Source organism: Ureibacillus sp. 179-F W5.1 NHS, assembly GCF_045369345.1.
Lineage (GTDB): Bacteria > Bacillota > Bacilli > Bacillales_A > Planococcaceae > Ureibacillus > Ureibacillus halotolerans.
On sequence record NZ_JBIQFG010000014.1, the window covers coordinates 1 to 23,917 of the forward strand.

Consider the following 23,917-nt stretch of genomic DNA (forward strand, 5'->3'; position numbering starts at 1 on the left):
TAATTCCATCTCCATTACCACTCTAAAAGTATATTTTCACACGTGCAGAGCACGTGGTTTTAAAAGAATTAATAAAACAACCCTAACAAATATTTGTTAGGGTGTCTAATAACTAGCCTTCCATAAAATCCAGGAATATCTATGAAATTTATAAACGAATTGTCCAACCAAAGTCATCTTCAATTGAACCGTTTTGAATACCAGTTAATGTATCATAAAGCATTTGGGACACTTCTCCGATTTCACCATGATTGATAACAATTTTTTCATCTAAATACTTTAACTCACCTACAGGAGAAATAACGGCAGCAGTACCAGTTCCAAATACTTCTTCTAGCGTTCCTTGATGGGCAGCTTCCACTACTTCATCAATAGATATGCGACGTTCTTCAACCGGAATTTGTTTCGATTTTAATACTTGAATCATGGAGTCTCGAGTAATACCAGGTAAAATACTACCGTTTAAGGCAGGAGTAATGACAGTCCCATTAATTTTAAAGAAGATATTCATACTTCCTACTTCTTCTACATATTTATTTTCCTTCCCATCTAACCAAAGCGTTTGGGAATATCCTTCTTTATCTGCAATTTGTTGTCCTTTTAAGGCACTTGCATAGTTACCACCGGTTTTTGCTTCACCAGTACCCCCTTTGACAGCACGAACAAATTGTTCTTCAACCATAATTTTTACTGGATTGATTCCTTCCTTATAGTACGAACCCGATGGAGACATGATGATAATAAATTGATAGTTTTTCGAAGGGTGAACTCCTAAATTCGGTTCCGTTGCAATAATAAATGGTCGAATATAAAGGGACGTTCCGGGTGCGCTCGGAATCCATTCACGATCAATAGATACTAATTGTTTTAACGCCTCTAATGCATACTGTTCATCAATTTCAGGAATACATAAACGAGCATTTGAATTATTTAAACGTTTAAAATTACGATCCGCACGGAATAAAAGCGCCTCATTATTTACCGTTACATATGCTTTTAATCCTTCAAAGACTGATTGACCATAATGGAAAATCATTGCAGATGGATCTAAAGAAAGGGGTTGATAAGGTACAATGCGACCATCGTGCCATCCAATACCTTCTGTATAATCTAAGACGAACATATGGTCCGTAAAATAATGACCGAATCCTAATTCGTCTGGAGCCGGTTTTTCCTTTGGTTTTGTTGTTAATTCTATTTTGATGTCTAACATTGTCATTGCCTCCATTGAAAATTGAATGTTCCGAAATTTTACACTATAAAACTTCTATAGATATTAATATTACACTTTTTTGATAAACAATCTAGTAAAACTTTTTCATTTATTCCTCAACAATTTTTAAAAAATTAATTATTCTAGTAAAAGTAAATCGTTTCTTCTACAACGGAAGCAATTTTACCTTTTTTTGTGCTTTTAAAAAATCCAACATCTCATACCACATTTTAGGCTTATTTGATAATACGGAATAATAATCCATTAAAAAATCAACAACTAAATCCGTAGAAATTTCTGTAATATGATCGTCCGTTGGCATAAAGCAAAAATCTAGACCAAGTACAGGTTCTCCATCATTTTTCCAAGAAGGATGAACATAAGGGAAATCGAGCCGCTTATACCCAAGATGTGATAAAACTTCTCTTCGAACATAAGGATTCATAGGGATGACTCCACCAAATTCAACATCTTTCCTTAAATATGGATTATAAATTTCAGCAAATCCTCCATATAATACTTTTCCATTTTCCTCGGCTAACCTATGTAAATCCTCTTGTCGTTTTTCAGCAAGGAAACGTCCAATAGCTAGTCCAGGTTGTCCAATAATTGTAAAATCTGTCATTGCGACATTCCATTGGGGATAATAACGGTATTCTGTTGCGCCTACTACTTCCCCGTCATGGTCTGCAACGTATACATGAATACTTGGATCCTCCAATGGCTCTTTCCAAAGATTAAACTCCAATACTTCTTCGGGAGGGAAAACTTCTCCTAAAAGTGTATGCATTTTTTTAAATAATGGGTCATGTAAGTTTGTGATTCGAATATATTCCATGTTCCTTCTCCTTTTCATAGTAAATGAATGATCGTGTTTATTTCTGTTATGAAGATGTCGTTTTTATTTCACTTAAAGTGCTAATAACAAATTCTTCAAACTCCTCTGCTTCTTCAAAATATGGATAATGGTTACTTTCTTCGAATATCGTTAAATTTGCTTGAGGAATTAGAGCTGCAATTTCTTCACTAAATTTTAAAGGACATTGGCTATCATATTATCCAACATATATATAACTAGGTATATTCACAAGTTTTAATGCATCTCTAACATCGTATGTAGGGTATTCTATTTTCTAAAATATTGCAATCTTTCTCCAATTGTTTTTCCGCTATTTGGTTGGGTCAACAATTGTTTTAATTTTTCTTCTTTATAAAATGACATTAATGACCACTCATAGCTTAAACTTTTTCTTTCCTCAATCGTTGTTTCCTTACTATTTAATCGATCCATAATTTCTATTATTCTTTTATAATTCGCATTTTCGGTACAATAAATACACTTCGGATGCTGGGCGTATTCATAACTAGCAGCAGCTCCCCCAACAATAAGTTTTGTTAAAGATGACGGGAAGTTAATACCATACTTTAAAGCGAGCATTCCTCCTGTTGAATGGCCAGCAAATCCCCATCTTTGTAATTTTAAAGTCTCCCTTATTGACTCTAAATCAAGAACCGACTCCTCCATACTATATTGATGTATATTGGAAGCTTTTACTGAATTTCCTGCTCCACGAAGATTAATTAAATATACTTTATAATAATCTGTATAAGGATTGGCAGCGATCGTTCCTCTCTCATCATACTCCGAATACAAATGGGTCACAGCAAGTGGTTCTCCCTCACCTTTTACGAAAATCTCAAAAGTTCCACGAGTTGTTTCTATAAATTGTCGAACCCACAAGTAAATAACCTCCTCCTCTTTTATTTCTAATCGAGAATCGCCGAGTTTTCTAATTGCAATGACAAATTTCCCATATTAATCATCGCCTTTAATTCTTTTAATAAATTTAAGCCAATAATGCCATCCAATTGAAAATCATAGTTCATTGCGCCGATTTCTATAGGAAAAGACTTCGCAATCATATTCCCTATTTTAATGCCATCGATTGTTTTGGAGAAAACTAGTTCTGAACCGCCTACACCGCAAATCCGATAAATCATATCATTTTCCTCCGCAACAATTCCAATCTCTTCAGCAAAATCAGAACAAATAATTGTAGTAGCAGAACCAGTATCAACTAATACTCTTTGAAGATGAATTGATTTTCCTTTATAGGTTAATTCCATATCCGTCAACAATAGTCCTTCATCAAGGATTAATTTTTTCACTATGAACACCTACCCCTATGTCGAACTTTAATGTAAATAGTTTTGTAAGGTATTACTAGTTATAACCATTAATAGAAAAAATTAAAAAACGGATATGTTTTATACCCGTTTCTTGTTTCACCAATATATGATTGTTTTAGTAGAATCAACACTATTCTTCTTAACTTTCTTAATTATTTTATCCGTTCGTTAATATATTTTTTAATTTAATACCGTATTCTTCATCTAATGTTCCATAACCCTCTTCTTCATTATTGCTAATAATTGTAACGGATTGATCTTCATGAAACCAAATGCGGTAAAGAAAAAGTTGTTCCGGAGAATCTTCATCTTCTTTATAAAAAAGGGTAATTAAAACATCTTCCTTTCGAACCATCTCTTCATCGGATTCCTGTTCCCAATCTACCTCATGCATGATACTTTTAATGGAATCTAACGTAATGATATCCAATATCATTTCCTCTTCTTCAAGGCTTTCATCTTCATTTACAATTTGTACGTCAGCCCGAATTAAATAACGACTATCATCGGAACAGGCAACTATAATCATCACTAACAAAATGAAAGAAAAAAGTTTCAAAAGATGTTTCAATGGATTTCCTCCTTTTTACCTTTAAAAACTCATTTATTTGACTAATAGGGCACTTTATTTAACAGAATACATTCAATTTTCTTTACTAGCACTCTCCACATCAAATAATGGTAAATTTCACATTCTAAGGTGTAATTTAACATATGATGCAATAAGTTTTATTATTGCCCTTTCAATAAAATGGAATAGAAAAAGGGACAACCTTAATTTTTTCAATAAAAAAACGTTAATCTTTATAGATTAACGCTCCGCTTCGTATGAAACTGTTACTTTCCTTGATGTTTCTCAAGCATTTCCATTAAGTACTCCTTAGATTTTCCCTTAGGTATGCTTAGACTATTCCATTGCTCCCCTCTGACCAGTTTTCCAATAAAGACAATTTGGCCGATGTGATAAGAGTAATGGGATAATTGTCTTTCAATCGCATCAATCACTGTGTGCCCTTCACCACGAATATAAATTGTTCTCAATAGATCTTGTTCAGTTAAACTTGTTAATGTATCGAGTAACGTATTCCACCCTTTTTCCCAAATTGATTTTAGTTCAGCTAATGAAGAAATATCGTCGGTAAATTCGTCATCACGATTTCGATAATCCTTTTCTCCATCTGTTGTTAAAAAGTCTGTCCATCTAGATACCATGTTTCCGCTCATATGTTTTACAATGATAGCAATGCTATTAGATTCTGTATTATAAGCCCAATGCATGTCTTCTTCAGTCAGTTGTCGGATTGTATCGTCTCCTAATTTTTTTACACTGTTAAATTTTCCAATGACACTTTTCAAATATTCGTTTCCTATTGTCAATATTGTTTCCTCCATTCAGAAAATACATCTAATTTAATTTTTTAATGAAACCTGTACTTTTCCCTTCAAATCCATTTCTTTTATAAAATAAATGGGCTACTTCCCGTTCTTCCCGATTACCGCTATTTAAAGTGATTGTTTTTGCACCTATTTCAATTGCCCATTGTTCACAAGCGTTTAGAAGCATTTTGCCTACTCCTTTTTCCCGTTGATTAGACTTCACAACAAAGGCAAGCAACCGTACATATATACCATCAAACTCAAAGGCAAGGGCTTTACACATCCCCGCAAAACCTACAACGTTATTTCCTTCAACAGCAACAAGCGCTTTATAATCTTCGTGTTTTTCTATAACTTCAAATCGCTTCATTAGTTTTTCAAAAGTTGTTGGATAACCTAGATCCCCCATTAATTCGACTAATTGTTCATAATCTATAGGCATCACTGTTCTTATTTCAATGGCCATTTTATGATACTCCTTCATTTGAGTAAAATTTTATATGTATCGTATGTAAGAATATATTTCGATAATTTATGGTACTTATCCTTTTTTCTTTAAACAAAAAAAGTGGAGAAAAAGTATTTCTTTTCTCCACTAGTTTTATCTTTATCATTAAATTATATTATCCACGTCCCGCTTGGAATGATGGATACAATGTCATACCACCATCAGCAAAGAGCGTTATTCCGGTTACATAGCTTGATTCAGAAGAAGCAAGCCATGCTGCGACAGCTGCTATTTCCTCCGGCTTTCCGATGTATCCCATTGGAATCATACTTTCTACATCAGCTCGTTGTACTGGGTCAGCAAATTTTTCTGCATTAATCGGCGTATTAATCGCACCTGGTCCAATGTTATTTACTCGAATTCCTTTTGGTGCATATTCCATAGCCAATGTTTGAGTCATTAACTTGATCCCACCTTTACTTGCTGCATAGTGAACAAATAAAGGCCATGGAATTTTCTCATGAACGCTCGACATATTAATAACGTTTCCTTTTACATTGTTTTCAACAAAATATTTAATCGCTTCCCGGCTTCCGATAAATGCTCCTGTTAAGTTCGTATCAATTACGCGATTCCAATCACTTAAAGTCATCTCATGGGACGGAACTGGATTTTCTAATCCCGCATTATTAATCATTACATCAAGTTTTCCAAAATGTTGTATAGCAGATTGAACTAAATCGATTACCTCAGACTCTACAGTAACATCAGCTTTTACAGCAATTGCTTCTCCACCGATGTTTTTAATTTCTTCCAAAACACTGTTAGCTTCATCTTCTTTAGAGCGATAATTGACAACTACCTTTGCTTTTTCCATTGCAAAACGAATTGCCATCGCTTTTCCTAAACCTGTAGAAGAACCTGTTATAACAACTACTTTTCCTTCTAAATCTTTGTACATTTTGAAATACCCTCCTAGTTAAACTTTTGCGAGACCTAACATAACTCCAGCTATGATAATTAGTATAATTCCAATAACAATTCCTATTAGCTGACGCTTCGTTTTTCGTTCACCTAAAATGATAATACCGCCTAAAGTTGAAATGACGATCCCCATTTGAGAAAGGGAAAAACTTGTCGCAACACCTACTCGAGGTTGTGAAATGAATAAAAACATATTCCCTGCAGCCCAAATAAGACCTGGGATAATGTTGCGGATTGCATATTTGTTGAATGGTTTATGTTTAAAAGTTAGCAATATCCCCCCGATGACCATACCAATCGCTTGAGGAAGTAAAGCTGTCCATCCGTCCACATTAAATAGACGAATAACGACTACATAAACTAAGTAACCAAAAGTAGAAATTAATAAAATGACAATCCCTTTTTTAAAATTTCCTTTCGTTTCTTCAGCGGCTTGTTCTTCTTTACTTTGAAGGGATGTTAAAATAATCCCGATAATGATGAAAATAATAGCTAGAACACCTAGGATAATGGATGTCGTTGTAGACCATTCTTTAAAAACAATTACCCCAAACAAAGTAGTGGAAACTAATTGAAGCCCCGTTGAGATAGGCATTGTTTTCGAAACGCCAATTAAATCAATACTTTTTAGCTGATTTGCTTGACCAAGTGCCCAAAATAATCCCGAAACAACACCAATGATAAAAACAAAAGGTGTAATGCTAGGTTGTGTAAAAATAAAAACCCCAATGGAAAAAATTAAAGCACCTAACGTTGTACCAAGGGTTTGACTATAAGGTCCTCCCCCAAGTTTTACGTTAAATAGTACGATACTTCCCCAAAATACGGCCGGTAAAACTGCTAAGAAAATATCCATGATCAAAACCTTCCTGTTTAAATGATGTCAGATTTTCATTACTTTCATAGCTCAACAAACAACGAAAAGGAAAGTGAAATTGTACATCTTATATTGTTTTAGAAACTAAAATTTATACATTACCTAAAAAAACGTTAATCCATAACGATGATGGATTAACGTCCTCATAACTAAATAAATTTTTTATTAATTGTCAAATATTTCGTGAAATATGCACCAACTATTAACAAAATAACAGTAATCATCCAGCTTATTAAACCTAACCAATCAAACCAAATGGCGACTATGTTTAATATGGCAATCAATATAAAACAGATTGAAGGTAATGTACTTTTAACCCCAGTAATCCTACCCTTTTTCCTTTTTTTAATTAATACAACAGATGATAGGATTAGGGCAATCATAAGGAATAAAAATATTATATTCCAAACCAATTATTATTCTCCTTCCCATTTTCTTTACTTGTTGTGTTGAATCATTTCAAATAGTGTATTTAATCCAACTTTTAATTGTTCAAAGGATGCATAGGCATAAGAAAGCCTAATATGATGTAAATCACTGGAATCATATATATACCCTGGATTTATAAGTACATTTTCTTTCAATAACCTTAGAAACAATGCTTTATTGACAATCGGTTTATGGAATTTAAGCCATATATAAAAACCACCTTCTGGCTTTGTCCATGTCGCGATGTCTTTAAATTGTTGATTTAGTATATGTTCGACAAATGTTGCTCTCCACTTTAATTGTTGACGAAGTTCCACTAAATGTTTTTCATATAATCCAGTAGCAATCCAATGGGAGACGATTAATTGAGAAATGGCACTTGAACCATAATCCGTCTGCATTTTTATATCAGCTAATCGTTCAATAACCTTTGAAGGTCCTACAACCCATCCAATGCGTAGTCCAGGACTTAATGTTTTAGATACACTCCCGATATACAATACTTGTCCCGTTTTATCAAAGGATTTCATAGCAGGTGAAGTCGTTTCAAATAATAATTCGTGGTAAACATCATCTTCAATAATCGGTATTTGAAGTTCTTTACAAACATGAAATAAATCTTCTTTTTCTTTTAAAGACAAACTATATCCAGTCGGATTATGTAATGTTGGAACGGTGTAAAATAAGGATTGTCTGTTTCTCTTGTATGCTTTTAATTGTTGTATCAGATGATTATTTTTCGAAACAGCAATCATACGCATTCCAGCTGATTGAAAAGGATGTACTGAATTTAAATAGGACGGTTGTTCATGGAAAACAACTGAACCTGCTTCCAATAACCCTACCGCAATAAGCTGTAGCGCTTGAAGTGCTCCTGATACGATTAAAATATTTTCGGAACTTGTTTGAATTCCATGTTTTTTTAAATATTCACATAAATTAGCCCGTAATGTTTCATTTCCTAAGGGAGATGAATAACCAATTGATCTTGCATCTAATGCCAGTTCCTTTAATGAATGTTCGAGCTGTTTTGTTGGAAGTAATTCAGGGGCTATTTCCCCTGTACCAAGACGGATGATATGATGTAGTTGCTCATATTCATTAATGAGTTGAATCGTATGGTAGTTTGGTTTATGAATACTACCGTCAATATGTTGTTGCCAATTGGGTTGGGAATTGTTTAGTAATACATTCCAAGAATTGTTAGCCACATAGATACCTGAACCGACCCTTGATTCGATTAATCCATCAGCCTTCAATTCATCCAATGCCAGTTGGATCGTGCTTCGATTTACTTGAAATTGGGTCGCAAGTTCCCGCTGGGTTGGTATTTTTGTGCCGATAGACCAATCTCCATTTTCTATACGACTTTTCATCCAATCAACAATTTGTTCATGAATCGTTAAATGGGAATGACGGTTTGGTTTCCACTTCATTGCATCACCTTTTAAATTGGGTGGATAATAATCCATCCAATTGGTTGTTTTCTTTTAGTTGTACCATAGTATCATAGAGTTGGAAAGGAGTTGATTATATGGAAGTCATTCTTCATGGAGTTGTTTTAGCATTTGGTCTTATTTTACCATTAGGCGTACAAAACGTATTTGTCTTTTCCCAAGGGGCCACTCAACCAAATCTACTTCGAGCACTGCCAGCTACTATTACAGCTGCAGTTTGTGATACTTTGTTAATTTTATTAGCAATCTTCGGTTTATCAGTGATTGTTTTACAATTTGAATGGTTGCGGTTTAGTCTAATTATTGTTGGCGTTGTCTTTCTATTATACATGGGTTATTCCATTTGGCGTACTGAACCATCTTCACCAACAGAAGGGAAGCAAGCTTTACCAATACATAAACAAATTGTTTTTGCTTTATCCGTTTCCTTTTTAAATCCCCATGCTATTTTAGATATTGTAGGGGTGATTGGGACAAGTGCTTTAACGTATATCGGAAAAGATCAAATTTTATTTACTGCAGCATGTATTGCGGTATCTTGGATATGGTTCATTGGCTTAACATTCGCAGGCTCAGTATTAAAAAAGCTAGACGATTCTGGGAGACTAATGAATTTATTTAACAAATGCTCTGCCCTCTTCATTTGGGGAACCGCGATTTATATTGCCGTTGGTTTAATATCTTAGAAATTACAAAACAAATGTAACAGAGTGAAATTATTTTTTCACTTTGTTACACTATCTTTCTCATAGAGACATTACCGTATTTTAACACTGTAATGTCTCATTGATTTAGGATCTCCATTTGATTCAAATACCCCATTGTTTATTAGTTGTCGAATCCGATATTCTAAAAAACGATCGTCCATCGTGCCATCCGCCGTTTCGACCATTTTTGATAATATTTCTCCGACTAATATTCCACACAAAATATAATCTTTCACCCTTTGTTGTTGATGGAGCTTTTCAATTGTTTCAATGATTAGTAAATCATAATAATTTTCTGGAACACTTTGTATACCATTATTTATCCAAATACGTAAAACTTCTTTTGTTTCGGAGAGCTTTTCCCACTCTCTTTGTAATTGATAGTGTTGTTCGTCACATAAAGCTTCAATTTCTTTGCTCTTTTCAAAAATATCCTTCAATACAATTGAATCTAGTCTATCGGTATAGTGAAAAGTTTGTTTCGGATTATCATTTAGTTCGCTACAGTTCAACAGGAAGACTTTATTTTGCTTTTCTCTCATTAAATAAAGATAATAACGAAGTCCCGTTTGTTCGCAAGCGTTGTTACTGTACCAAATATAAATTGGAACATGTTTTGGTATCGAATTAATCTGACACAATGTATTGGTGAAATTTTTTTCATAGTCAATCTCTTTTTCCTCATTAATAAAACAATCGAATAGCCATTGTTTTCGGAAATTTTGACCGATTTTATCGTTCAATGACCACAACGGTCCTACCGAAAAAGAATCTGGAAATCCTATAACAATCTTAGGACTTTGAAGAGCAAATCTTAAAGCACCAGCTACCTCTTCTGAAGTACAAATATGGACAACACCGTTGCGATTTTCCAGTGCCATCAAATGTTCCATATTTTGCATATGTATGTTTCGTTCTTCTGCCACTTGTCCATCACTCCAATCATTTTGAATCAGTTGAAAACGAATTATAGCCAATATTTCCCCATAAAAATAATCCAAAGGCCAACTGGAATAGCCAGACTTTTAACAGCTTGTTTCCAATGAAACCTTTTATTATATTTTTTAGTATTCTATCAGCTATAAAAAAGAGAATAGCGGCAAGTAAAATAATATAAAGTAATATGAAGCCAAACATGATATGGAAAATTCCCGATACAATCCATTCAACTTTTGGATATTTCTCTTTTTTAGATAATAATTCCCCGATTTTATCACTTAAAATGGATGTTACGACACCATAGATTAAAATGACTGGAAAACTATACATTAAATAAAGAGGCATATTGGAAATGAAAGCTGAAATATAATCAGCTACCGAATTGATGTCTTCAACAAAAATATAAGGGAATGTTAAACCGAATAAAATTGCAAATAAAAATCCTGAAATCGATGCTGTAATAATTTTTCTCTGTAAAATACGAATCTCCCCTACTTTAATAATCTTATATTCATCATAGATGTTGTGAATATGAACTTACTTTATAATTTCCATAAAAAAAGCATTAATCCTTTTTTTGATTAATGCTAATGCATAAAGGGAGATAATATCCCCTTCGATTGGTTTCTACTATTAACTTTGTGCTTGCATATATACTTCTTCATAAGGCTGTACGATAACGAAACCTTCCCCTTCGAATCTCATTTGAATCGATTCACCACTCCCTCTTCCGAAGAAGGTTTTAAGTGTAACATCTGTTTGAAATTCAGGTTGAAGATTACCTGACCAGGCGACTGTTGCATTTGGATCCGTTACTACAGGATTGCCTGGTGTTACACGTAATGTCAACGGTTCATAATGGGAGGTGATGGCGATCATACCTGTTCCTTCGCATCGAATATTAAACAATCCACCTGCCATCATTCCTGCCACTTTCCTCATTAATTTTATTTGATGCTTAATCGAAGGTTCGAAGGCAAGGAGGTCATTGCCATTTACATAAATCGCTTCGTTTTGTAAGTGTAGTATAATAATCTTCTTCCCACTGTCAGCTAAATACAACTTTCCTTGTCCATTTGCTTTCATAAGGGAAGCCCCTTCACCTGTAAAGGCTTTTTTGAACATCGTTCCAATACCATGTTCTAAAATACCTTCCCGCTCAAATTTAATCTTTCCATGATAAGCAACCATTGAGCCAGCTTTTGCCCAAACAAGACCATCTAGATTTACTTCGAGCAAACGTGGTGTTTCTAATTCAAAAAAACCTTCCCCTTTATCTTCCTGCTCTGTATTTTTAATAAATTCAGCAATCGAGTATTTATTCATAATACACAAACACATCCTTCCATATTCTTCATATACGGTATAACTAGTAGGTAGGTTTCAAAGATTAATTTCCTTCACTACTTTTTTATATCCATAGCCATTTCCCTTCCCTTATAATACTTTTTCTCTTCTACCATGACATTTTCCTTCGCAGTAATCGTTTTTACCACTAATTTAAATACAGTCGTTTTACTTCCCATGGAAGATCGATATCGATCCACATGGTTTTGAGATAATGCTGTCGGATAATACCCTGGTACATACTTATTTAAAAGATATTGCATTGCTGTTGTAGCTTCTGTTAAGTCATCGACAAGCTCCACATGTCCAAACAACATAACACTTAAATAGGCTGTATCTGTTTTTGCAGGAATAGGGTTGGCAATCGTTCCATGATTTTCGCTCACAACAAAAGTAGCGTTCGAATTTTCCTTTATCATATCAATCTTTTTCCCTTCACTTGCACCGTGGAAGTAAATACAACCTTCATGCCAAACATAATTTAAAGGGACAATATAGGGATTGTCTTGTATCGATAATCCTAAATAACCGGTCTCTACTTCAGATAGAAATGTATTTATTTTTTCCTCGTCTTGACAAATCATTTGTTTCATTCTCATCTTAATTCCTCCTAAACCATGTTAAAATGATCGTAAACAAAATCTGTCCTAACAATAAGTGACAGATTATAAAAAATATACATGGTCAGAAGAGAGGGATCTCCATTGGCATTCTTTTTTAAAAATGATGAATCAAAAGCGCTTTACATCCAACTTTACGAGTATTTAAAGTTAGAAATTAAATCCGGTCGGTTAAAAGTAGGAGAAAAGCTTCCTTCCATTCGTTCCCTCGCATTTGAATTAAAGGTTAGTAAACAAACAATTGACTCTGCCTATCAACAGTTATTAGCAGAAGGCTATGTGGAGAGCCGTCCAAGAAGTGGACTTTTCCTTTTACCGATGGAAGAGATTTCTCAAACCATAACAGCCCCACATTCATCTAGAATAACAACCGATTTCAAATCAAAATTCTTGGTCGATTTTTATTACGGAGCAATCGATAAAACTAAATTTCCACTGAAAACATGGAAACGGTGTATAAGTGATGCATTGGAAAGTTCTTTGAATGAGGTTTATTTTTATGGAGATCGTCAAGGCGATATCATATTACGTGAAGAAATTAGAAAATATGTTTCAAAAGCTCGAGGAATTCAATGTTCTACTGAACAAATTTTCATATGTAGCGGTACGCAGCAGTCAATCAATTTAATTTCCCAAATACTAGAGCTACATGACCAACAAGTTGCGATAGAAAATCCTGGTTATTCGGAAGTTCGCTCGGTTTTAGAAAAATACAATTGTCAACTGACTCCCATTTCCCTTGAGGAAGATGGAATATCAATTGAGGAATTGCAAAAAAGTAAAGCAAAAGCAGTTTATGTGACTCCTTCACATCAATTTCCATTAGGTATGGTACTCCCAATCAATAAAAGATTAAAACTTTTAACATGGGCGAAAGAACATTCCAGTTTTATCGTGGAAGATGATTATGACAGCGAATTCCGCTATATTGGTCAACTAATACCATCATTAAAGTCTTTAGACGAATTTGACAGAGTCATTTACTGCGGTACATTTTCTAAAAATTTTCTTCCGGCAGCTCGGTGCAGCTACATCATTCTCCCGGAAAATTTAGTTTCAAAAGGGGAAAATACGATAGAACAGTCGAGTCAAAGTTGTTCTCCCATTATTCAAAGGGCTCTAGCTATCTTTATGAGAGAGGGATTTTTTGAAAAGCATGTTCGTCGAATGAAAGTCGCATATCAAGCTAAACATAAAGCTTTAATTGAAGCAGTTAACAACTATATTGGAGAAAATGTGGAAATAATTGGCCAAAAAGCTGGGTTACATATTTTGCTTCACCTAAAAGGGAGTACTCCAGAGGAAGTAATTCAACAAGCTTCCAAAGAAGGAATTCGTATCTATTCTCCGCTTCAACATTGGTTTAACAATGAGACTGTCCCCTACATTATGCTTGGATTTGGGAATCTAACTGAACAACAAATTATAGAAGGAATTAAAGTAATTGGGGATCTTTGTAGTCGAGAAAGTTCATAGCTAAAAGTAAATGGAAGCACTATAATAAGGTTTCAAGACAGTGTTGGGCTTTACAGCACATCATGGGACTGCATGCATCCCATAGGCATCCATATAAGTTGACTGGATAATATTTTTTGGAAAAGTAAAATGAATGAAAATGAAAATTTAAAAACACTCTTACAATAAATGTAAGAGTGTTCTTGAGCCTTGCTATACAACTTATGTATGCAAAGCCACCTTGCCGTAATGATTAGAAAGTTTTAAACCACCACTCCTCAAAGTGGGTGTTCGCAAAAGATATCCTGTATATCATCATTCACTAAAAGTGTGATGCTCGCCATTCCATCTTCGATATAAAACTCCCTTTTACAGTTCAAAGGTTAAAACTTAATATTTTACGTACAACGCAGCTTTAATGATATATTATATTACTTTTTTCGATTGCACAAGTAAGTACCTACAAAGAAAAATGTCAACTATTTATTACTTGTAAAGAAGGAATTGATTGTATTTTCTCTTTCAATGATAATCCCCTAAGAAGTAAAGAAGTTACCTCTCAGGGGAAAATTAAAATTAATTTAACTTTTTCGATTGATTATTATTATTTTTTTCATTTGCTTTATCTGCCCGCTTAAATTCTTTTCGATATAGGACTTCTTGAGTCGATGTTAGCCCGTTATCTTTCGTTGTCAACTGTTCGTGGGGCGCCTTTTCATTACCCATATGGAACACTCCTCTCTTTTTTAGTCTTTATCAGTTTTTCCGATGTAGAGATAGATATTCCATTTGATTTTGAAGGGGTTTTTATTTCGAGAAATTTTGAATTCTATCTATAAAAATGCACAAGATAAAAAAGACTTCATATCAAAAAATTAACTACATTTAAATCCACTTCGTCAACCGAACCAATTTTTTTGGATACATCCCATAACAAAATAGCTGAGGTTTCATTATTCGGAATAAATGGTTGCAATGTTTGTACTGTTACCATGTATACGGGATTATACTTCAAATGATCATTCATTTTATTTTTCACCTTTAATAAACCTTTAAATTCCATATCATAAACCAGTTGACCAGTTTCTTCAAAAAGTTCTCTTATTGCACATTCCTTAGCAGTTTCATTGGCTTCCCTTTTTCCTGCAGGTATTTCCCATTGTTTTCTCCAAATGTTGTAACATAATAAAAGTTTGTTATCACACTTAACTACAGCATATGAACCAGCCAAAGGATAAAATTGAGTTAATGCTTCTTCTCCAATCGAAATAAATTCAAGAAATTCAAACTGATTATGATATGTCTGTTCCAATTTTCTACCCCCATCACGTGTAATCCTTCTTATCATAATTTTAACAAGGAAATCTTTCTTTGTTAATTTACCCCATTAAACAAAGAAAAGGGATAGAAAATATAAACATCATCTATATAATGGACTAACAAATACCAAAGGATAAAAGAAATCGCAACGATGAAAATGGAAATTGTAAGGATCATAGAAGGATTTCTTTCCTTCGTCAAAATTTTTAATGAAACGGATAATCCAAATAATAAAGATACGATTGCGCCAAAAATAATATATAATCCAACTGTAAAAGCACCGATAAAACTTATAAAATAAAGAACCAACGAACATAAATAAAACCAAAGGGAAATATTTTTCAAAGGGCTAAAACGGGAAAACTTCATTTTCTCATCTCCCTTCAACGGATTTTAACGGCTTAGTTCTTTTTTTAGAGAGTCGATTGCTGCTATCACTTCTAGCATATTTTCTTTAGTATTTATATGATGTCTTGCATGGAGTAAAATCGGTCGAACAGATTCTACCGAACGGCCAATTTCATACATCCAGTCATATCTTGGTACCATTCATGTATGAAAATGATGGATTGCATCTTCATTGTAGAAGTAGTAAACATATTTTATTCCTAAAACTTTTCTTTGAGCCTGTCTTATTTTAGTTATAACATTTATATAATCGAACTTTTCACTTTCAGTTAATTCATCTAAACATTTCACATGACGTTTAGAAACTACAATCATTAATCCTTTAATTGGGTAAGCAACATCTTGATGGACATGGAAATGTTCTGATTCAAATACTATCCTTCCGTCAGGCGCCATAAGCCCGCTTGTAATAGCACAACTTAAACAGTATACTTCCACTTTTTCCCATTCGATAAAGTGATAACTCTCAATTACCTTCCCCCTCGTCCATTTGTTATCTTTTCGATTATTTCCCATTAAAAAAAGCCGTTTCATCATTACGGCTTTAAATTAATCTATATTAAATATCAATTAAAAACGTTTCTTTAAAACCTTGCTTTCCTTTTGGCGTTATTTTAATCGCACGAGTTTTCGGAATCCGTTCAATCCAATTTAACTCTAAAAGTCTTTCTAACAACGCATTCCCTAATGCGCCACCAATGTGATGACGCCTTTCACTCCAGTCTAAACATTTATGACAAAATGATCGACGTTTTCTCTTAATTTGATTAAGATCTATTTCAAATAATTGAAAGAAATGCTCTCCTTCTTCCGTAACGATAAATTCTTCTGACAGAATACCCAAATTTTTTAAGGAATCTGCTAATTGAACACCTAAATTCCCCGCAATATGATCATAACATGTTCTTGCAAACCGTAAAGCCTTATCTTCTGTAGATTGTTTAAACGATTTCACTTTCAAAGGTGGTGCTAACGAGAGTAGCGTTTCCATTGTGTGTGCTACTTCTTGATCCTGAATTCCAAAGTATCGGTGTCTTCCTTGTTTATTAACACAGACAACGTTCGCATCTACCATTTTGGCTAAATGAAAACTTGCCGTTTGTGGTTTAATTCCTGCCGCATACGCTAATTCTCCTGCCGTATGAAATCTACCATCGAGTAAAACGGTTAAAATTGCCGCGCGGGAAGGTTCACTCACAAGGGAAGCGATGATTGCTACGTTCGGATTCGCATTTGCATTCATTTTTACGATCATCTCCTATGTATTCCATATTTCGATTATAGTGGAAATAATTATGTTCTACAATGGGAGATGAAAACGACTCAAGGAGGAAATAATATGAAAAAGATTGCGGAAACTACAAATACAGCAATAATTCAACCAAAAATTTTATACTACGGAACACCAGTTATTTTATTAAATACACTGAATGAAGATGAAACGGTGAATATAAGCCCCATCTCATCATCATGGGCTTTAGGAGATTGTATCATCCTCGGCCTTGGAGTTGACGGCAAAGCATTAGAAAATTTAACTAGACATGCAGAATGTGTTATAAACGTCTCAGATCCTTCATTATGGGAAAACGTTGAACGATTGGCTCATTTTACAGGGAAACATCCAGTTCCGGATTATAAAATAAATAGTGGATTTCGTTATGAAAAAGACAAATATCATGCGAGTGGGTTAACTCCCATTGCATCAACATTCGTAAAACCTACAAGAATTTCGGAATGTCCTATACAAATTGAAGCGAAGGTGAAACATATTCGAATACCAGATTATTCACCCCAATTTGCCATTGTAGAAACCCAATCGATTCAAGTACACGCCCATAAAGACATTTTGATTGGCGAAAACCATATCGATCCTACCCAATGGAGTCCGCTTATATATAATTTCCGCCATTATTTTAGTTTAGGGGAACATCTTGGAAAAACGTTTCGAGCAGAAATTTAGTAACGGCAAAAAAGCTTAAGGAGATTCCCTAAGCTTTTTCTAAATTAAATCCATTCTGCAAACCATGCAACATAATAGGCAGCTGGTATAAACAATAGTTGTGCTACTATAGTACCTACAAATTTCGAGCTAATCATCGTCAATGAGTAACTTTTTAAATAAACGTAATCACATTGATTTTTCATCACTCGATCGGCTAAAACGGAAGCTTTCGGATCGATAAACAGTGTTAATAAAATCGTCGCAATTCCATTAATGACTCCCGATGACATTAATGCCGCTTGAGCATAATCTTCTGGAACTAACATAGAAGCATATAAAGAGGATAATACACCGATGGTAAATATAGCAGAAACGATCACATTTACTACAAATAAGCGTTTAGGTATCGTTTTGAATGTAATCCCCTGTAAAAACTTCAAATTTGGGAAACGAAAACAAATAATTATTTTCTTCATTCCTGTTGGATTCAATTGTTTTCCTATTGTGGAAATAATCGAACCTCTTTCATTTGATAATTGGATAATGGCCCTTGAAAAAATGTTGATGAAAGTTGGAAAAAGCATTATTCCAAGTAATACGCCAACAGAAGTAACCCCTATTAATATTCGATATTGATCCTCTATAAAATTTAGTTTATTGCTATCTGGTGCTTCGGCAATCAGTTTTGCAGTAAGAGGCTGTTGAATCATTGTAGAAAATCTTGAAACGATGACTAACGTGCTAAACAAAGATAAGGCAGTAGCTATTAATTTCACCCTTGCTCCAGATATTCTCGTTGAATAAGCCAACGTCTCAATCATCGTTACGATTAATATAAATATTGCCACCACAACGATTTTATTTGTTATGTACTCCATATAAAGCCTCCAACAAATTATTTCTCTATATTATACAGGACCTTTTAAAATTTTTGGAAACAATATATAGAAGGGGGTGAAAAGACAACCGCTGGATAAGCAAAAAAGCGACTAAATTTATTCATCTATCGTTTCACCGCTTTCCAAATTGTCCATCTATCTTTTTCTATGATGTTTGTCCTTTTTGATACGGCATCATCGATAGAGTGAATTAATAAGTTTAACTCTTTATCGTCAAGTTCATGTAAAATACTTCTACCCGTTCTTTCCTTCAAATCATCTAGTAACTGAACTTTATTATCATAGATGTTTCGAATTTCCCACAATTTCACTTCTTCTATTTCTTTAAATCCAGCCTTTGTCAAAGTTTCCATAACCAAATTACTTGAATGTCTTCGTTGAATTTCCTTTTCCCCTAACTTTGGGAAAAGTTCGAAAAAGTATCCTCGAATATGTTGTTCATCACCAGGTAAAAGACAATCAGCAGGCGTACGATCTTGAATAATTAAATAACCGCCTTTTTTGAGCACTCGATATGCTTCTTTAAAACAGCTTTCTAAATCCTCGATATGATGGATTAATGCCCTTTCAAGCAATAAATCATAGTAATTTCCCTTTAAACCCGTTTCAAAAGCATTTCCTTTTTGAAAAGAAATGTTTGGATAGTTCTCACAATTAATAATTGCCCCCTCAATCATCACTTTTGAAAAATCAACACCTGTTACAGTTGCCACTCCCATATCCGCTAGTGCTTTACAATAAATTCCTCCTCCGCATCCAATATCTACCGCGTGCGTCGTATTGTTAATCGGTACGAGTTCTTTCACCATTTGAATCCAAGATTGGTTAGCCTTTCGAGTTGTATACGAATTACGGTTTTTCTTCTCGTGAAAATCAATTCCCATAAGGACCCCTCCCGTTTAAATCATCCTACATCTCCTTAGCTCTTTAGAAAAATCATATGTCTACATAACGGCTCATTATAATTTATAAATTTAAGGTCATTTTTCTGCTCATCGTTTTCATTCCAAAACGCTCATAAAAGGAAATGGCTTGTTCGTTGAATTCCCAAACGTTTAATTCCAACGATTGTGCCCCTTTTTCTTTCGACCACTATACACATGCATTAAATAATGCCGTTCCAACCCCTCCCCTTTTATAATTAGATTTCACACCAAAATCGTTTATATAAGCATATTTTCTCTCGACCATCGATTCAAAGGCTGGAGATTTTTTTATCTCTACCACAGCAAAACCAATAACAGTTTGATTTTCTTTCGCAATTAAAATGTCACAATTCGACTCTGCTAACAACTGTTGAAAATAACTTTCTGGCATCACTTGTTCCACTTTTTTAAAAATTTTAGGAAGCGCTTCTGCATGTTGATCTTGTCCTTCTTTCACAATCACATTCACCGCATTAAAATCTTCTCCTTTGGCTGATACAACATTTATTTTCATCTATTATCCTCCTTTGTCTACTTATACCATTAATTCCTTAAAACTAATTATTTTCCTCCTTAGCGTTTTCCAATATTAGAAACTACTTACCTTTTAAACTGATTAGAACAAACACTATAAATATAGACATGTTTTATAGCAGATAGAGAATAGAATAAAATAAGAGGAAAATTTTATAATATGGAGGCGTTATGTATGGTAAAGGATAAAGTGGTGATTGTGACTGGTTCTGCCCGAGGAATTGGATTTAAAATTGGAGAACACTTTGCAAAAGAAGGGGCAAAGGTTGTTTTATCTGATGTTAATGTCGATTTATTACAAGAATCTGTTCAATCCCTTAATGGTGCTGGATATGAGGCAATTGGAGTAAAAGCAGACGTTACGAATGAAGAAGATTTGAAAAATTTAGTTACGGAAACTCAGAAGACATTTGGTTCCATTGACATCGTCATTAATAATGCGGGTATGCAACATGTCGCACCAATTGAAGAATTTTCAACTGCTAAGTTTGAGTTATTGAATAGAATAATGTTGATTGCGCCTTTCATCCTTACAAGAGAAGTATTCCCTATTATGAAAAAGCAAAAATGGGGACGCATAATTAATATCGCATCTATTAATGGGTTAATCGGATTTGCTGGTAAGGCTGCCTATAATAGTGCAAAACATGGTGTTATCGGACTAACAAAAGTAGCCGCATTGGAAGGAGCTCTAGACGGTATTACCGTTAATGCTTTATGTCCAGGATACGTTGATACTCCCCTTGTACGTGGTCAAATTGCGGACTTAGCAAAAACGCGTCATATCCCTGAAGAGCGGGCGCTTGAAGAAATTATCCTTGCTCAAGTACCTCAAAAGAAATTATTAGACGTAAGTGAAATTGCCGATTACGCCTTATTCCTTGCCAGTGATAAAGGGAAAAGTATAACAGGACAAGCCGTTGTTATTGATGGCGGCTATACAGCACAATAAATATATTAAAAGTCCGCCATTTGGAGACGGACTTTTTGTTTTTATAATTAATTTTGAAAATCAGGATTTCTTTTTAAAAAGTTTTCCCAAGCATTTTTCATTCCTTGTTCAAGCTCCTCTTTCGAAGCAAATAGCCGCTTTTCAGTGCCGCCATAACCAATTTCTAGCTGTTCATTTTTCAACCCTTCAAAGATGGCATTTATAAAATCATTTAATGGAGCACCAAACGTATGAAGACCAGCACCACCTAAATCGGTATTAACGGCAGGAGGTAATACTTCTATTACTTCTACATTTGTATTTTCTAATTGTTGGCGTAATGTTACTGTAAATGAGTGCATTGCTGCCTTTGTGGCACTATAAATCGGTACCCAAACTCCTGGTTGAATCGCGAGTCCAGATGTTACGTTAAGGATTGTTGCCTGTTTTTGCTTTAAGAAATGAGGAATTAAAAGCATAGAAAGATGAATTGGGGCTTCAACATTAATCGCAATTTCATTTTGATAATAGCTCCATTCTTTCTTATCATTGAGCAAATTAACTCTCTGCTGGATGCCCGCATTATTGACTAACATATTAAGATCCGGGAAATTTTCCGTTACCCAATCAATTAATTGGATTCGTTCCTCTTCAACCGAAACATCACAAACTCTCGTATGTAATTCAGGGAACTTTTCCTTTGCTTCAGCTAGTTTCCTTTCTCGACGCCCTACGATGATTACTTTATTTCCTGCTTTCATAAAATTTTCTGCAAAGGCAAGCCCTATACCAGAAGCTCCACCAGTTATTAAAATGGTATTTCCTGATAAATTCATTTGTTATCACTCCAAGTTTGAATGTTATTAAAATGTTTACATATCATAACAAATTCATTCCACGAATGACAGTGATATACATTTTCAAATTTATTAGTTACTTAACCATAAAATTTCAAAGGCCAATTTTTCTTCAACTTTCATTAAAGGATATATTCATTACAAAAATACTTCCACTATGAATAATTAGCAGACATAAATGACACATTACTTATAGGAGGTGGAAGGAAAATGCCTAACATAATTGGTGTTGAACAATCCTTATCGAATGTTGAAGCTGCATTAAAAGCAAAGGGTTATGAAGTTATTCAACTTCGCAGTGAAGAAGATGCAAAAAATTGTGATTGTTGTGTGATCACAGGCCAAGATGAAAACGTTATGGGAATAAGCGATACCGTAACAAAAGGATCGGTTATTGATGCTCGAGGCTTATCTGCTGATGAAGTGTGTGAACGTGTAGACAAAATGTTCCATTAAAACAGCGAAAGGTGCTATTCTAAACTAATTAACGTATAGAACAGCACCTTTTTCCTATTCAAACTATGTAATCTATTCCTTTAGAAAACCTTCTTCTTTTTCTAACAACACTTCGAAAGCTTGAACATGTACTGCATTTCCTGTAATCTCCACATCCCAGGTTTCATTATGTTTCGAAACCTTCACAAAAACACGACCATCTTTTCCTAACTCTTGCCCTTGTTCAACTACGAGATGAAACGAATCACACTCATTATTCATTATATGCTTCCCATAATATGCTCCCATTACTCCTGAAGCAGTCCCTGTTACAGCATCTTCAATAGTACCAGAAAATGGAGAAGAGAAATGGCGGGCATGCATCGTTGCTTTCGGATCAAAAGTTTCCATACAAAATGGATGTATAGATGCTTTTGGCATTTCCTTTAATATAGCAGGAAACTCTTTAGTGTTCGGTTTCATTTTTTTAAAGGCTTTTAACTCCTTTATCGGGATTAATAATGTCCATATTCCCGTACTTCCATATAAAATCGGTAAAGTTTCATGGAGATCCGATTCTTCCAGTCCAATTGATTGGGCTAATTGTGCTCTTGAGCCGTTAAACGGTTCAAATGTTGGCGTAGCCTGTTTCATCGTAATTAATAATTCATTTTCATCAGATGTTTCAATCGATACAGGTAAAACACCTGCCTTCGTTTCAATCGATAATGGACTTTTGTCTCCCAATAGTCCTTTTGTTTTTAAAGCATAAATCGTTGCCATCGTAGCGTGTCCACATAAATTCATTTCATGACCAGGCGTAAAAAAGCGGATATTTATATCTGCTATATTGGACTTAATTGGAAAGGAAGTTTCATTAAATCCTACTTTATAGGCGATTTGTTGCATTTCTTCATCGGTTAGATCATTTCCGTTTAAAACAACACCAGCAGGATTTCCCTTGTTCGGTTGATTACTAAATACATCATAATGATGAACTGTAATGGATTTCATGAAACTGTCCCCCATTTCATTTTTTCATATTTATAATCATTATTTAAAATAGTCAGTTATTATTAATTAGACCGAATACTACATGATCAACGAAATGATCGTATAACCATTCTACGCTCCGAAGACACCCTTCTTTTTCAAACCCTAGTCTTTCTGGTATCGCTAAACTTTTATGATTTTCAGTAGCAACGCGGATTTCAATTCGCTTTAAATTCAATTCGTTAAAACAATAGTCGATTACAGCTTGACAAGCATTTGTCATAATGCCATTTCCTTGGAATCCTTCCCCTAACCAGTAGCCAATTGATGTTGAGCGATTAGCCCAGTTTATATGATGCAATCCTATTACTCCTGCTAAGTTCCCTTTATACCAAATACCCGCTTGGAAACCATCATTATTGCCAAATTGCTTTAATGTACTTTCAATAAAAGCTTTTGAATCATCTACGTCTTTCGTAAAATCAACCCATGGTAACCATTCACGAAGATAGGTTCTCGATTGATTTGTTAAATGAAAAAGTTCTTCAGCATGTCGAATTTCTAACAACCGTAATTCCAACTCATGATTTAACTTGTACTTAAACATATACTCCCCTCCACATAAAAAT

At 34.4% G+C, this 23,917-nt stretch carries 29 protein-coding genes, 1 other RNA gene and 1 pseudogene; 5 read left to right on the forward strand and 26 right to left on the reverse strand.

Features of this window, described 5'->3' with window-relative positions:
• Positions 1 to 148: 148 nt before the first annotated feature.
• The 10 genes and pseudogenes from ACH0B5_RS08455 to ACH0B5_RS08500 form a co-directional block, all read right to left on the reverse strand.
• Entirely contained in the window at positions 149 to 1,213 is a 1,065-nt protein-coding gene (locus tag ACH0B5_RS08455) for a branched-chain amino acid aminotransferase (RefSeq protein WP_341362190.1), read from the reverse strand.
• A 166-nt stretch (positions 1,214 to 1,379) separates the two neighbouring features.
• Complete coding sequence (locus tag ACH0B5_RS08460) at positions 1,380 to 2,051, reverse strand: GNAT family N-acetyltransferase (protein ID WP_341362191.1); 672 nt, start codon at positions 2,049 to 2,051, stop codon at positions 1,380 to 1,382.
• 46 nt (positions 2,052 to 2,097) lie between these two features.
• Positions 2,098 to 2,954, reverse strand: a pseudogene (locus tag ACH0B5_RS08465) (alpha/beta fold hydrolase).
• 26 nt (positions 2,955 to 2,980) lie between these two features.
• Positions 2,981 to 3,382, reverse strand: coding sequence for a retropepsin-like aspartic protease (locus ACH0B5_RS08470; RefSeq protein WP_122972641.1), 402 nt, complete (start codon positions 3,380 to 3,382; stop codon positions 2,981 to 2,983).
• Positions 3,383 to 3,560: 178 nt separating this feature from the next.
• Positions 3,561 to 3,974, reverse strand: a complete 414-nt coding sequence (locus tag ACH0B5_RS08475; protein ID WP_122972642.1) for a hypothetical protein — start codon at positions 3,972 to 3,974, stop codon at positions 3,561 to 3,563.
• Between the two features lie 266 nt (positions 3,975 to 4,240).
• Positions 4,241 to 4,780, reverse strand: a complete 540-nt coding sequence (locus ACH0B5_RS08480) for a DUF1572 family protein (RefSeq protein WP_406927709.1) — start codon at positions 4,778 to 4,780, stop codon at positions 4,241 to 4,243.
• Between the two features lie 28 nt (positions 4,781 to 4,808).
• Positions 4,809 to 5,246, reverse strand: coding sequence for a GNAT family N-acetyltransferase (locus ACH0B5_RS08485; protein WP_241559338.1), 438 nt, complete (start codon positions 5,244 to 5,246; stop codon positions 4,809 to 4,811).
• 157 nt (positions 5,247 to 5,403) lie between these two features.
• Positions 5,404 to 6,189, reverse strand: coding sequence for a glucose 1-dehydrogenase (locus tag ACH0B5_RS08490; protein ID WP_122972644.1), 786 nt, complete (start codon positions 6,187 to 6,189; stop codon positions 5,404 to 5,406).
• Positions 6,190 to 6,207: 18 nt separating this feature from the next.
• A complete protein-coding gene (locus ACH0B5_RS08495) occupies positions 6,208 to 7,068 on the reverse strand; it encodes a RhaT/GlcU family sugar-proton symporter (RefSeq protein WP_122972645.1) in 861 nt (286 codons plus the stop codon).
• Between the two features lie 458 nt (positions 7,069 to 7,526).
• Positions 7,527 to 8,954: an aminotransferase-like domain-containing protein gene (locus ACH0B5_RS08500; RefSeq protein ID WP_341362192.1), complete on the reverse strand. Its 1,428-nt coding sequence runs from the start codon at positions 8,952 to 8,954 to the stop codon at positions 7,527 to 7,529.
• A 98-nt stretch (positions 8,955 to 9,052) separates the two neighbouring features.
• Here ACH0B5_RS08500 and ACH0B5_RS08505 point away from each other — a divergent pair, with 98 nt between their 5' ends.
• Positions 9,053 to 9,661, forward strand: coding sequence for a LysE/ArgO family amino acid transporter (locus ACH0B5_RS08505; RefSeq protein ID WP_122972647.1), 609 nt, complete (start codon positions 9,053 to 9,055; stop codon positions 9,659 to 9,661).
• A gap of 71 nt (positions 9,662 to 9,732) precedes the next feature.
• Here the strand turns inward: ACH0B5_RS08505 and ACH0B5_RS08510 are convergent, their stop codons facing one another.
• The 3 genes from ACH0B5_RS08510 to ACH0B5_RS08520 all read right to left on the reverse strand — a co-directional run bounded on the left by ACH0B5_RS08510 (position 9,733) and on the right by ACH0B5_RS08520 (position 12,567).
• Complete coding sequence (locus tag ACH0B5_RS08510) at positions 9,733 to 10,659, reverse strand: DUF1835 domain-containing protein (RefSeq protein ID WP_406927710.1); 927 nt, start codon at positions 10,657 to 10,659, stop codon at positions 9,733 to 9,735.
• Positions 10,660 to 11,254: 595 nt separating this feature from the next.
• Positions 11,255 to 11,947: an AIM24 family protein gene (locus tag ACH0B5_RS08515; protein WP_406927711.1), complete on the reverse strand. Its 693-nt coding sequence runs from the start codon at positions 11,945 to 11,947 to the stop codon at positions 11,255 to 11,257.
• Between the two features lie 77 nt (positions 11,948 to 12,024).
• Positions 12,025 to 12,567 (reverse strand): pyridoxamine 5'-phosphate oxidase family protein, encoded by a 543-nt coding sequence (locus tag ACH0B5_RS08520; protein ID WP_122972653.1) that lies wholly within the window; start codon positions 12,565 to 12,567, stop codon positions 12,025 to 12,027.
• 105 nt (positions 12,568 to 12,672) lie between these two features.
• Here ACH0B5_RS08520 and pdxR point away from each other — a divergent pair, with 105 nt between their 5' ends.
• The gene (gene pdxR, locus ACH0B5_RS08525) at positions 12,673 to 14,064 is read left to right on the forward strand and encodes a MocR-like pyridoxine biosynthesis transcription factor PdxR (RefSeq protein ID WP_341362194.1); all 1,392 of its coding nucleotides are present in this window, start codon (positions 12,673 to 12,675) and stop codon (positions 14,062 to 14,064) included.
• A gap of 208 nt (positions 14,065 to 14,272) precedes the next feature.
• Here the strand turns inward: pdxR and ssrS are convergent.
• The 7 genes from ssrS to ACH0B5_RS08560 all read right to left on the reverse strand — a co-directional run bounded on the left by ssrS (position 14,273) and on the right by ACH0B5_RS08560 (position 17,014).
• Positions 14,273 to 14,462: non-coding RNA, 6S RNA (ssrS, locus tag ACH0B5_RS08530), on the reverse strand.
• A gap of 157 nt (positions 14,463 to 14,619) precedes the next feature.
• Entirely contained in the window at positions 14,620 to 14,769 is a 150-nt protein-coding gene (locus tag ACH0B5_RS08535) for a YfhE family protein (RefSeq protein ID WP_122972655.1), read from the reverse strand.
• Positions 14,770 to 14,905: 136 nt separating this feature from the next.
• Positions 14,906 to 15,355: an NUDIX domain-containing protein gene (locus ACH0B5_RS08540; RefSeq protein ID WP_241559341.1), complete on the reverse strand. Its 450-nt coding sequence runs from the start codon at positions 15,353 to 15,355 to the stop codon at positions 14,906 to 14,908.
• A 62-nt stretch (positions 15,356 to 15,417) separates the two neighbouring features.
• Positions 15,418 to 15,732, reverse strand: coding sequence for a hypothetical protein (locus ACH0B5_RS08545; protein ID WP_122972657.1), 315 nt, complete (start codon positions 15,730 to 15,732; stop codon positions 15,418 to 15,420).
• 24 nt (positions 15,733 to 15,756) lie between these two features.
• Entirely contained in the window at positions 15,757 to 15,891 is a 135-nt protein-coding gene (locus tag ACH0B5_RS08550) for a hypothetical protein (RefSeq protein WP_406927712.1), read from the reverse strand.
• A gap of 21 nt (positions 15,892 to 15,912) precedes the next feature.
• Entirely contained in the window at positions 15,913 to 16,287 is a 375-nt protein-coding gene (locus tag ACH0B5_RS08555) for an HIT family protein (RefSeq protein ID WP_406927713.1), read from the reverse strand.
• Between the two features lie 43 nt (positions 16,288 to 16,330).
• On the reverse strand, positions 16,331 to 17,014 hold the full coding sequence (locus tag ACH0B5_RS08560; RefSeq protein ID WP_341362195.1) for an ArsR/SmtB family transcription factor: 684 nt from the start codon (positions 17,012 to 17,014) through the stop codon (positions 16,331 to 16,333).
• A gap of 96 nt (positions 17,015 to 17,110) precedes the next feature.
• Between ACH0B5_RS08560 and ACH0B5_RS08565 the strand changes: the two genes are divergently transcribed.
• Positions 17,111 to 17,731, forward strand: a complete 621-nt coding sequence (locus ACH0B5_RS08565; RefSeq protein ID WP_406927714.1) for a flavin reductase family protein — start codon at positions 17,111 to 17,113, stop codon at positions 17,729 to 17,731.
• A gap of 44 nt (positions 17,732 to 17,775) precedes the next feature.
• Here ACH0B5_RS08565 and ACH0B5_RS08570 read toward each other — a convergent pair whose 3' ends face one another.
• The 3 genes from ACH0B5_RS08570 to ACH0B5_RS08580 all read right to left on the reverse strand — a co-directional run bounded on the left by ACH0B5_RS08570 (position 17,776) and on the right by ACH0B5_RS08580 (position 20,052).
• Positions 17,776 to 18,591 carry a lipid II flippase Amj family protein gene (locus ACH0B5_RS08570; RefSeq protein ID WP_406927715.1) on the reverse strand — a complete coding sequence of 272 codons (816 nt, stop codon included), beginning with the start codon at positions 18,589 to 18,591 and terminating at the stop codon, positions 17,776 to 17,778.
• Between the two features lie 125 nt (positions 18,592 to 18,716).
• Entirely contained in the window at positions 18,717 to 19,496 is a 780-nt protein-coding gene (locus ACH0B5_RS08575) for a class I SAM-dependent methyltransferase (protein WP_122972662.1), read from the reverse strand.
• Positions 19,497 to 19,704: 208 nt separating this feature from the next.
• Positions 19,705 to 20,052, reverse strand: coding sequence for a GNAT family N-acetyltransferase (locus tag ACH0B5_RS08580; protein ID WP_122972663.1), 348 nt, complete (start codon positions 20,050 to 20,052; stop codon positions 19,705 to 19,707).
• A 195-nt stretch (positions 20,053 to 20,247) separates the two neighbouring features.
• Between ACH0B5_RS08580 and ACH0B5_RS08585 the strand changes: the two genes are divergently transcribed.
• A complete protein-coding gene (locus ACH0B5_RS08585) occupies positions 20,248 to 21,024 on the forward strand; it encodes a 3-hydroxybutyrate dehydrogenase (protein WP_406927716.1) in 777 nt (258 codons plus the stop codon).
• 47 nt (positions 21,025 to 21,071) lie between these two features.
• Here ACH0B5_RS08585 and ACH0B5_RS08590 read toward each other — a convergent pair whose 3' ends face one another.
• On the reverse strand, positions 21,072 to 21,839 hold the full coding sequence (locus tag ACH0B5_RS08590; protein WP_406927717.1) for an SDR family oxidoreductase: 768 nt from the start codon (positions 21,837 to 21,839) through the stop codon (positions 21,072 to 21,074).
• A gap of 231 nt (positions 21,840 to 22,070) precedes the next feature.
• Between ACH0B5_RS08590 and ACH0B5_RS08595 the strand changes: the two genes are divergently transcribed.
• On the forward strand, positions 22,071 to 22,316 hold the full coding sequence (locus ACH0B5_RS08595; RefSeq protein WP_122972666.1) for a YkuS family protein: 246 nt from the start codon (positions 22,071 to 22,073) through the stop codon (positions 22,314 to 22,316).
• A gap of 72 nt (positions 22,317 to 22,388) precedes the next feature.
• Here ACH0B5_RS08595 and ACH0B5_RS08600 read toward each other — a convergent pair whose 3' ends face one another.
• Both ACH0B5_RS08600 and ACH0B5_RS08605 read right to left on the reverse strand, forming a co-directional pair.
• The gene (locus ACH0B5_RS08600; protein ID WP_406927718.1) at positions 22,389 to 23,309 is read right to left on the reverse strand and encodes a PhzF family phenazine biosynthesis isomerase; all 921 of its coding nucleotides are present in this window, start codon (positions 23,307 to 23,309) and stop codon (positions 22,389 to 22,391) included.
• A 52-nt stretch (positions 23,310 to 23,361) separates the two neighbouring features.
• Positions 23,362 to 23,895, reverse strand: coding sequence for a GNAT family N-acetyltransferase (locus ACH0B5_RS08605; RefSeq protein ID WP_406927719.1), 534 nt, complete (start codon positions 23,893 to 23,895; stop codon positions 23,362 to 23,364).
• Between the last annotated feature and the right edge of the window lie 22 nt (positions 23,896 to 23,917).